This window comes from Micromonospora sp. LOL_015, assembly GCF_048060275.1.
Taxonomy (GTDB): Bacteria; Actinomycetota; Actinomycetes; order Mycobacteriales; family Micromonosporaceae; genus Micromonospora_E.
In genome coordinates this window covers 1-7,002 of the sequence record NZ_JBHMIO010000091.1, presented here as the reverse complement: position 1 = coordinate 7,002, position 7,002 = coordinate 1, and the positions used below count along the sequence as shown (strand labels likewise).

General features: G+C 62.7%; 9 protein-coding genes and 1 pseudogene. 2 read left to right on the top strand and 8 right to left on the bottom strand.

Annotation, left to right across the window (positions count from 1 at the left end; all coding sequences use genetic code 11):
- Positions 1 to 482 precede the first annotated feature (482 nt).
- A complete protein-coding gene (locus ACFHWU_RS28375; RefSeq protein ID WP_416592187.1) occupies positions 483 to 1,184 on the top strand; it encodes a hypothetical protein in 702 nt (233 codons plus the stop codon).
- A 134-nt stretch (positions 1,185 to 1,318) separates the two neighbouring features.
- Here the strand turns inward: ACFHWU_RS28375 and ACFHWU_RS28370 are convergent.
- The 4 genes and pseudogenes from ACFHWU_RS28370 to ACFHWU_RS28355 form a co-directional block, all read right to left on the bottom strand.
- Positions 1,319 to 1,447: pseudogene (locus tag ACFHWU_RS28370) on the bottom strand (helix-turn-helix domain-containing protein); the annotation flags it as partial.
- Between the two features lie 20 nt (positions 1,448 to 1,467).
- On the bottom strand, positions 1,468 to 1,611 hold the full coding sequence (locus tag ACFHWU_RS28365) for a hypothetical protein (RefSeq protein ID WP_289211320.1): 144 nt from the start codon (positions 1,609 to 1,611) through the stop codon (positions 1,468 to 1,470).
- Between the two features lie 286 nt (positions 1,612 to 1,897).
- Complete coding sequence (locus ACFHWU_RS28360; protein ID WP_416592186.1) at positions 1,898 to 2,353, bottom strand: transposase family protein; 456 nt, start codon at positions 2,351 to 2,353, stop codon at positions 1,898 to 1,900.
- Positions 2,354 to 3,238: 885 nt separating this feature from the next.
- Positions 3,239 to 3,985: a polymorphic toxin-type HINT domain-containing protein gene (locus tag ACFHWU_RS28355; RefSeq protein WP_416569470.1), complete on the bottom strand. Its 747-nt coding sequence runs from the start codon at positions 3,983 to 3,985 to the stop codon at positions 3,239 to 3,241.
- Positions 3,986 to 4,118: 133 nt separating this feature from the next.
- On the opposite strand from ACFHWU_RS28355, the gene ACFHWU_RS28350 reads away from it, so the two are divergent.
- On the top strand, positions 4,119 to 4,331 hold the full coding sequence (locus ACFHWU_RS28350; protein ID WP_416569454.1) for a hypothetical protein: 213 nt from the start codon (positions 4,119 to 4,121) through the stop codon (positions 4,329 to 4,331).
- 82 nt (positions 4,332 to 4,413) lie between these two features.
- Here the strand turns inward: ACFHWU_RS28350 and ACFHWU_RS28345 are convergent, their stop codons facing one another.
- The 4 genes from ACFHWU_RS28345 to ACFHWU_RS28330 form a co-directional block, all read right to left on the bottom strand.
- Positions 4,414 to 4,836, bottom strand: coding sequence for a hypothetical protein (locus tag ACFHWU_RS28345; protein ID WP_416592185.1), 423 nt, complete (start codon positions 4,834 to 4,836; stop codon positions 4,414 to 4,416).
- On the bottom strand, positions 4,833 to 5,204 hold the full coding sequence (locus ACFHWU_RS28340; protein WP_416592188.1) for a scabin-related ADP-ribosyltransferase: 372 nt from the start codon (positions 5,202 to 5,204) through the stop codon (positions 4,833 to 4,835). Before ACFHWU_RS28340 ends, ACFHWU_RS28345 begins: the two co-directional genes overlap by 4 nt.
- A gap of 736 nt (positions 5,205 to 5,940) precedes the next feature.
- Positions 5,941 to 6,429 carry a hypothetical protein gene (locus ACFHWU_RS28335; RefSeq protein ID WP_416569457.1) on the bottom strand — a complete coding sequence of 163 codons (489 nt, stop codon included), beginning with the start codon at positions 6,427 to 6,429 and terminating at the stop codon, positions 5,941 to 5,943.
- Positions 6,430 to 6,511: 82 nt separating this feature from the next.
- Positions 6,512 to 7,002, bottom strand: a 491-nt coding sequence (locus tag ACFHWU_RS28330; protein WP_416592184.1) for a hypothetical protein, incomplete at its 5' end; no start/stop codon positions are given.

Sequence of the window (7,002 nt, the reverse complement as noted above, 5' to 3'; positions counted from 1 at the left end):
CCACCCAATACCGAAACTACTCAACCGAGCTCAAGACGAACCGCGTCGGTGGATCGAGGCTGAGCCGCCACCGCCCTGCCCCCGCCCTGCCCCTTGCCTCTGCGGCTCTGCCCCCTGCCTCTGCCGCCCTGGCGCCGCGCCCGATGAGCCACCTCCCCCGCGAGGCCGCTGCCTCCGACTACTTCCCGACCCACAAGCCGTGCTGGCCCACTTGCACTTCGCAGCCCGAAGGCGGTTCTGGAGATGGGCATCTTGAACGCGCCGTGATCCCAATCTGGTGGATGATCGTCACGTCGGTGATCGACAGTACCCCTGGCCGGCGGCATCGTCTGGTGATGATCACTGCGGGCGCATTGTCCCCGTCGAACGGCAGAATCCTGCGGTGGATGCTCACCGCCGGCGGAGCCGGGATCGGCATGGTCGATCCGGTCTTTTGCCTGACTGTCCCGCATAAACGGGCAAAACCGCCTATAGTTCTGTCTATGCTTAGTACTCGGGCGAGAATCCGGCACGCCATCGGTGACCAGCGGGTCATCCGTGTCCAACGGCTCGTGGCACCTGTCGTGCGCCGCAACCTGACCCTGCTGGCCAGGGTCTACGACACCGACAAGGGTCGCGGACACGGCTACGCCGCGCTGTACGAGCGGCATCTCGGCGACCTCCGCGACCGCCCGATCAACCTGCTCGAAATCGGCATCGGCGGCTACGACTCCACCACCTGGGGAGGTTCGTCGCTGCGCACCTGGCGGGACTACTTCCAGCGTGGCCAGATCCACGGCCTCGACATCGCCGAGAAGCAGATCGACGAGCCGCGAATCCACGTTCACCGCGGCGACCAGTCCGACCAGACCTACCTGCGGGAGCTCGGGCGCCGGTACGGGCCATTCGACGTCGTCATCGACGACGGTAGCCACGTCAACGCGCACATCCGGGCATCGTTCGACGCACTCTTCGTCGACCACGTGCGACCGTCGGGCTTCTACATCATCGAGGACATGTCGACGGCCTACCTCGACGAGTACGGCGGCGGCCCGCCCGGAGACCAAGGTACATCCGTCGGACTCGTCCAGAGCCTCTGCGACGATGTGAACCGACGGCACTGGGCCGGGTGGCACGGACGGCCCGCCCTACCCGTGCGGGCCGTCCACGTCTACGAGAAGATCGCCTTCGTCCAGCACGGCTGACCACCGGCGGAGCTGCCGTGGACATCGACGACGCGGCGGCGGTCAGCCGAGTCCCTTGACGCCCGGATAAGCCGTGTCCGAAGGAATCTGTACGGCGGTACCTGCGGCGGAGGTAGAGGGGTGGTACACCCGCAGCGGATGCCGCGTTCGACCTTGTCGACCCACGAGTGGGGTTTGCCGATCCGGTCGGCGAAGACCTGCTGGGTCAGGCCACGCCGGGCGCGCAGTTGGGCGATCCGCCGGCCGATGGGCTGGTCGGCGATGCGGTGGCGGCCGGGCGCGGTCATCGGTGCATGCTCCGGTGGATGGCCTCGGTGGTCGCGCCGCAGCGGGGGCACCACCGGGACTTGACGCGGAACGCGAACAGGCCGAGGAGGAAGCCGGGCATCAGGCCGGCGAAGACGATCGGTAGCAGTCTGGCGATCACGAGCACTCACCTTCTGGCGGGGGCCGGAATCGGATTCGGGTCATCGCCGGAATCCGATGTGCCCAGTTGACCTCAGTCGGGTGGTGACAGGAGGAGGTGCGCGTGGTGCGGATCAGTGTCGGGGCAGCCTGCCGGACACCAGGTCCGCTACCGTGCGTGAAAGCGACCACTACGGGTGAAGGGTCGATGCGGTGGCAGTCAGCGGGGACGGGATCACGCGCTTGTTGGCCGAGGCGGGCTGGCAGCCTGAGCAGTCGGGCCTGTAGGGAGATCTGTGTAACGGATGTCAGTAGAAGTCCGTTATGACCGGTGGGTAGCCGGTCGACACAGTGAGGACCAGTTTCGATGACACTCTCAACGGTGGAGCAGTACGACCCCGGCGTCGGGCCTTACCGTCCCGCGACGGCCGCACCCCGACCCGGGCTCTCGCCCGCGCCGCCGCGTCCGCCCGGCGCTGCAGCCACCGACCCAGGACGGCGTCCAACGCGTCACCGTCGAGCCGGGCACACAACCCCCGCACCGTCTTCTCGTCCGGGCCGACATACCGGCCGGTCACCGGGTCCACCCGGGCACCGAACGCCTTCAACGTCTTCTGCGAACACCCGGCGATCCACTGCCCGACCGCGTACACCGACACGCTCCCGGCCAACACCGCCGCCAACGCCAACCCGAGCACTGTCGGAAGCCGATGCCGGATACCCCGCGCATCTCGCGGATCGGGAACCTGCGACAACGCCGCCATCAGGCATTCCTGGCCGTCACGGCCCAGTAGTAGGACAGGCCACGTCCTCCGGTCCGGCTGGCACTGGACAGCGTTGATCAGCAATGATGCAGGCGCGGGCACGGTACTCCACAAGGTGATCCGAAGGCGTCGAGAACCTCAAGATCACCGGAGCCGTGCCCGCCCCGTCGAATCCACTCCGGACATCAACACGGAGTACCCAACAACACACACTCCGACTTTGCCGTGCCCGTGGCTACGCAGCCTGCCTCCGGGTGTCCGCCGCGACTGGTCCAGACATCAGCTTCCCATCGGAGATGATGAATACACCACCTCATCTGACGGCGACCGTGACGGCAACGCAGGCGCACAGCGACGCGCGGGTACAGACAGTCAGCACTCTCCGCCACAGAAGGGGAGGCTCGTTTGTTCTTCAGCGCAGTTGCCTTCTAAGCCAATCAGGCGCTTTCTCGACAATCTCAGACGCACGTGAACGATCTGTGGATCCGTCCGGTCTACTAAGCGCCCATCGCAACGTTGGCACAGCTTCCTGCGATCCGAAGAACTCCACAAGTGGATCAGGCTCTACGGTCGCCTCATCACGTATTCGGCGCCATATCGAAAGCGTAACCTCAACATCTACGACTGCGCGTGCGAGCGCCACATCACGAGGCCGAGAGCTCAACCGAAGTCTACCGTCCCGAGTGTCGCCTAGAATGACACATAGCACAGCCTCGCCGACACCTGGCCACTCATCCATCGGGGCATATTGCTGATCAGATATCGCGGATTCGTCGACGTATCCTGGCCGATCGCCAGGCACCGTACGCACCACCAATCCATAGTGCTGATGCCTGACTATCCGACACTCAACCAGAAAATATTTAGGGTACTCAGAATTTTCCATCAGGCGCCACCAGGCTTCCAAGGGGTGCGCGGGAATGAATTGAATTCATCGAAAAGATGCGACGGAATAGAGTACTCAACCGCACCTTCGTTTAGGAAATCCTCCATAGGCTCAATATTGTTTCTACTCAGCCATTTCGTCGGGACTGCCACCTTGAACCCCTGACCATGGGAATCGCGGTGCTGGGAGGCGTAGTCTTCAACCCTCGCCCTGTTACCAAAGTAAGCCGAACCGTCCAGACCTTCATCCAAATCCAGCGGATGGTTGCGCGGGTCAAGCCCGTGGTCCAACTCACTGGAACCGCGACCAACCGGGGAGACTCGGTATAGATCAGTTGTGCCGCAGTTGTGTACGAGGACCGGCGTGGTGCCGGCCACCACATAGTACGTGTGGATGTCGGCGATGGTGAGGCTGTGTACCCGTGTCGCCTCGGTACGGTGCTCGACCGCGGTGATCTGGACCCACGTGCCGGCGGAGGTCTGCAACCACTGCCCGACCGCAAGGTCTGCCGCGTCGACCCACTCCGACAGCCCCGGCACCCAGAACGGATGCTCGTCCGTCGCCGTGATCACCGACCGACCGCCACCACCGGTCGCGACAGACACCTCCACGAGATCCTTGTCACCATCACCCGTGATCACGACCTCGACCCACTTGACCGCCGTCTCACCGGTCTCCGGATCCGTGGCGAGAACCTCCTCACCCACCTCAAGATCCTCAATCGGCTTACTACCCCCACCGGCCATCACCACCCGGGTCCCCGACAGGAAACTGTTCGGAACCGGACACGACGCACCCGCCAGGACCCGATCAGCCCACTTCGTGTCGTCACGCCACTTCAACAACTGACGACCGACCCGCGTCACCGCGGAGATGAACTTGTCCGCCTTCCGAACCAGACCGATCGCCTTCGTCCACGGAATCAAGTCCAACAACGCCCACGCACACGCCGCGGCCCACCCATCCGCCTGGTTCACCGGCTACCGCCGGCTGACCATCCGCTACGAACGCGACCCCGGCCTGTACTGCGCATTCGTCACCCTCGCCGCCGCCCTCACCTGCCACAAGCGCTACATCACACTCACCACCTGAGACACGCTCTTACAGTCCCCGCCACGGTTTGCGAGCCCTTATTCGGCCACAATGGACGCGACCGCCTACCTCCTGCCGCGAATCAGGCTTGACCACTGGATCGATCGTCGAGCTTGAAGAAGCGGAATACGAACGCCCTCTGTTCCGCGACGGTCACCACCTCGTCTGGGCTGGCCGGCGCGAGGGCGTCCACAATTTCAGAATCAGCTAGAGACTGCTTATCCGTCAAAACGTAGGCTTGCCTGCCGCCACTGAACTGTTGGAGCATTCCAGACGCGAAGACGTTGACGCGAGCACCTTGGCAACATAGAAGCTGCCCCTCTTGTTCAAGTATCAGTCTGGCATTCATCAAAGCCACCAAGACATTGTCACCCGAACCACTGCCGAGATCTCTACCCTCCAACTCGACAGAGAGCATCGGTCGTGGCGCCAACTCCAAGGCCAGCTTAACCCGACGTAACGAGCCGTCACGGGCAACAGCCTGGAGCTCGACCGTTTCGATCATAGTCGTCCCCTAAGATTTGGGTTGGAGCGGAAGGTTCCATCTGGCATTCGGCAGCCAACGATACATTCGGTAGGAACGCGTCCCGGAACGGCGATCTCCCTCTCATGTGCCATCCTGTTGCCAGGAATTGCTTTGTTGACATCAATGCCATCGACGCCTCGGATGCGGTAGACATACCCGCCTCTGGAAATCGCGTGAGCTTCACTTGTTGTGGTAGATACGTAACCAGAAGCTGGCGTATAGGTGCCGGACACGCCGGCCACATGTTCTTCAAGGTCCATGTTCGACCCACGCGGCTCAAAGCCCGTCTCAAAGATCTCATCTGGGCCACGGGTATCGCTTCGGAAGGTGTCACCACAGTTGTGCACCAGCACCGGCGTGGTGCCGGCTATCACATGGTACGTGTGGGATTTTCAGCCCGTCACGCAGTGTGACTTACATGTTTGTGGCGTTTCACCTGGCCTTTCGCGTGTGGCACCAACTCGCCGCATCGAACTCTATCGGTGTTGACGGCGACGGTGACGGCAACCTGGGGAGACGTCCGCGCCCCGGCTGCCCCAACCTACCAGCGGCGGCGACCAGCCCTCGCCGCCCGCCAAGTGTCCCCGCAGCAGCCGCGACCGCGCATCGAAGCAGTGAGCCAGCCGGACCGAGGCCCTCGGCCAAGATCCGACTGGCTCAAAACTGCTCTACAGGATCAAGCGCGCCCGGCTACGCCGGACGCACGCGCACGCGCTACAGCCGTCCCGGCCCCGCGCGCACGCGCCCACGCAACGAGACTCCCAAGACGGCCAGAAGCCAGTGCGCCGGTTGACGCTCAAGGCCGTGACGATCGCGTGGAGGGTCAAGTCACGACCCGGCTCCCGGCGATCGACGCCGAGCCGCGACGCGGCACGCCACTGAACACCACGGCCGACAAACGCGCCGCAGGACGCCGCACACCAGCAAGGGCCTACGCTCGAATCCATAGTGGGCACTTGCATCGATTCATGCGCATGCTATCCGAGAGCTTGACGGCAACGCTGACGGCAACCGGGGCATACCGGGGCGCCCACCACCGCACAGAGCAGAACATTGGTTACTCTCCGGAGTCACTGGTCCGCCTCATTGCAACGCGCCAACGCTTGCCTGTCCGGCCCACACATCGGCCGACTCCAGCATCATTGAATCGATTGTCAATGCGCCCGACACATAGGCAGACCACCAAAGCTCCTCGCATGGAACATGCGCTTCACCTTTCGTGTCCACCCATAGACTGAGCCGGCCATCCTCCCGGACAGTCAGATCCCACCAGGACCAAGCACGTAAGCCTGGTTCGAAACAATAGATCCAGTCTTGCCAGGACCATGGGCGGCTTTCTCGATGAGCGAGATATTGCCTCCTCCCCTCAATTCCTACCTCATCATTCCTTACGTCCAATTGACCTTCGGTCGACAGGACTTGAAACCACGGCGGCAATGCCTCGACAGAAATATCCTCACTCTGTTCGAAGTCGGCAGTTCGCGCTGCGTCCACGCCCGCCGCCACAACCGAGCGAAGGCGTTCCGCATAGTCCGCCGAACTGGCCACAGGTCTGATGACCAGCAGCGCCAAAGATCTAATAGGCTCCTCGTCGGTCCGTCGCACCAGACGCGACGCCTCATTATCGAGGTCATATCGACTCATGGCTGCCCCATCACATCACTCGACCCGATCCGGGAATGATTGCATCCATCAATCCACCAACATAGTGATCTGGCAATCCGAACAAGCCTGGTCCGTCGCTCTGATCAGGTGCCATCTTACGCGCAAGGTTCCACTCTCGTCGCGTCCCAGACCACCCACGAGGCATACGCTGCGGCAGCGACTTGCTTGCGATTTGGTCAACGTATGACCGGGGTACATTGAACGCGACAAGCTGGTCACCCTTAAATTCCATCGAATGCGCCGCGTCACCCGTCATATTCAGGTACAGCTGACCCGAGCCAGAATGGGAGACGTTGCCGCTCGCATCAACCGAGAGTCGCATCGTCTCTGGAATTGATGTGTCCTGCTTTCGGTATACCGTGACGTTGTCGCCGCAATTGTGAACCAAGACCGGGGTGTTGCCGGCTACTACATGGTAGGTGTGGACGTGGCTGATGGTGAGGTTGTGGACGGTGGCGTGTGGGACGGTCCGGCGGTGGA